Here is a 2,258-nt window from a genome sequence, read left to right as displayed (position 1 = left end):
CCCCGCAACCCACCCGCTACCGTGGGCGCATGCGCGCGATCGACCTCAACGCCGACCTCGGCGAAACGGTCGACGGGGTGCCGACCGCCGACGACGAGGCGATGTTCGCGGTGATCTCGTCGGCGAACGTCGCGTGCGGCGGGCACGCGGGGGATGCCGCGTCGATGGCGGCGTCCGTCGAACGCGCGGCGCGGTTCGGGGTGGCGGTCGGGGCGCATCCGTCGTATCCGGATCGGGCGGGTTTCGGCCGGGTGCGGCTCGAGATGGCCCCCGCCGATCTGCGCGCCAGCGTCGCCGGTCAGCTGACGGCGCTGCGGGCCGCCGGCGCCGACCTCCGCTATGTCAAGCCGCACGGCGCGCTGTACCACGCGGCCGGATCCGACCCGCTCGTCGCGACCGCGGTCGTCGCCGCGGTCGCCGACCTCTCAGCGGTGCTCGGCCGCCCCCTTCCCGTGCTCGCGCTCGGCGACGCGCTCGCCGCCGCGAGTGCTGCTGCCGGCCTGCCTTTCGTGCGCGAAGCGTTCCTCGACCGCGGATACCTCCCCTCGGGCGACCTCGTTCCCCGCGGCGAGCCCGGCGATCTCCTGCATGATCCGGCCGAGGTCGCACGCCGCGCGGTGCGCCTCGTCGACGAGCGCCGGGTCGCCGCCGTCGACGGCACGACGGTGACGACGGATGCCGCGTCCCTCTGCCTCCACGGCGACACCCCCGAGGCCGTGGACATGGCGCGGGCCGTGCGCGCCGCGCTGTCGTCCGCGGGCATCGCCGTGCGCGCGGACTGGTGACGGCGATGCCGACGCTCCGGCCGATGGGCGAGGCGGCCGTGCTCGTCGAGGTCGACACGCTCGACGCCGCGCTGGCGCTGCACGCGTCGCTCGCGGCATCCGTCGTTCCGGGTGTGCATGAGCTGGTGCCGGCGGCGCGCACGGTGCTGGTGCGTTTCGATCCGCGCGCGACCACGCGTGCCGCGGTGGCTCGATGGGTGACGGATGCCGCGGCCTCCCCGCCGCGCGACGCCGCTCCCGCGGCGGTCACAGTGCTCGAGGTCGTCTACGACGGCGACGATCTCGATGAGACGGCGCGACTTCTCGGAGTCGATGCGCCCGCGCTCGTCGCCGCGCATACGGGAGTGGAGTGGATGGTCGCCTTCACCGGGTTCGCTCCCGGGTTCGGCTACCTGGTGCGTGCGGACTGGCCGTTCGACGTCCCGCGCCTCGACGCCCCCCGCACGCGAGTGCCGGTCGGGAGCGTCGGACTCGCGGGGGCGTTCAGCGGCGCCTATCCGCGGGCAACGCCCGGCGGGTGGCGCCTCATCGGCCGCACCGATGCGCCGCTCTTCGACCCGCGCGCCGCGCGTCCCGCGTTGCTCGAACCGGGCGCGGCGGTGCGATTCGTCTCCGCGCGGGATGTCGTGCGGGGTGCTGTGCGGGCGGATGCCGCGGGTGGGACGGCGGCCGAACCCGGCCGGGCGCCGGGCGCGCCGAACCCCGAGCCCGCCATGCCCGGCCCCGCGCCTGCCGCGGCGCCCGGCGCTCTCACGACGCCGAACGTCGAGCCCACCGCGCCCCGCCGAGCGTTCGAGGTTCTCCGTGTCGGAGTCTCGGCGACGCTCCAGGATCTGGGGCGCCCCCACCTCGCGCATCTCGGCATCGCCCGATCCGGCGCTCTCGATCGCGCCGCGCTGCGGGTGGCGAACCGACTCGTCGGCAACGTCGAGGGCGACGCGGGCATCGAGGTGGTCGGCGGGGGGACGGCGCTGCGCGCGACCTGCGATCTCTGGGTCGCGGTGACCGGCTCCTGGGGTGAGGTGACCGTCGATCGCGTGCCGATCGGGGCATATGTCGCGACGGCCTGGCCTGCCGGGTCGGTGCTGGAGATCGGATGGCCGCGCCGCGGCATCCGTACCGTCGTCGCCGTGCGGGGCGGCGTCGACGTGCCGTTCGAGGCGGGTTCGTGCGCGACGGACACGCTCTCGGCACTCGGACCCGCACCACTCGGCGCCGGAGATCTGCTGTCGATCGGCGCGGATCCCGCGTCGCCGATCCCCGTGGTCGATGCGTTCCCGTGGACGGCGCCCGCCGAGACGCTCGAGCTCCCGGTTGCGCTCGGCCCGCGCGACGACTGGTTCACGCGCACCGCTGTCGACGCCCTGTTCGCGAGACCCTGGCGGGTGAGCACCGACAGTGATCGGGTCGGAATGCGTCTCGACGGACCGCTGCTCGCCCGCACCCGCGACGGCGAACTGCCGAGCGAGGGCA

The 2,258-nt window shown here is 75.4% G+C and carries 2 protein-coding genes; both read left to right on the top strand.

The genetic code is table 11. From position 1 onward, the window contains the following. Positions 1 to 29: 29 nt before the first annotated feature. Positions 30 to 785, top strand: a complete 756-nt coding sequence (gene pxpA / locus FFS51_RS14535; protein ID WP_137878783.1) for a 5-oxoprolinase subunit PxpA — start codon at positions 30 to 32, stop codon at positions 783 to 785. A 5-nt stretch (positions 786 to 790) separates the two neighbouring features. Then, positions 791 to 2,258, top strand: a 1,468-nt coding sequence (locus FFS51_RS14530; protein ID WP_137878782.1) for a 5-oxoprolinase subunit B/C family protein, incomplete at its 3' end; no start/stop codon positions are given.

Source organism: Microbacterium sp. 4NA327F11, assembly GCF_005503465.1.
GTDB classification, from domain to species: Bacteria; Actinomycetota; Actinomycetes; order Actinomycetales; family Microbacteriaceae; genus Microbacterium; species Microbacterium ginsengisoli.
The sequence above is the reverse complement of the archived record's forward strand: the minus strand, read 5'-3'. Positions and strand labels throughout refer to the sequence as shown.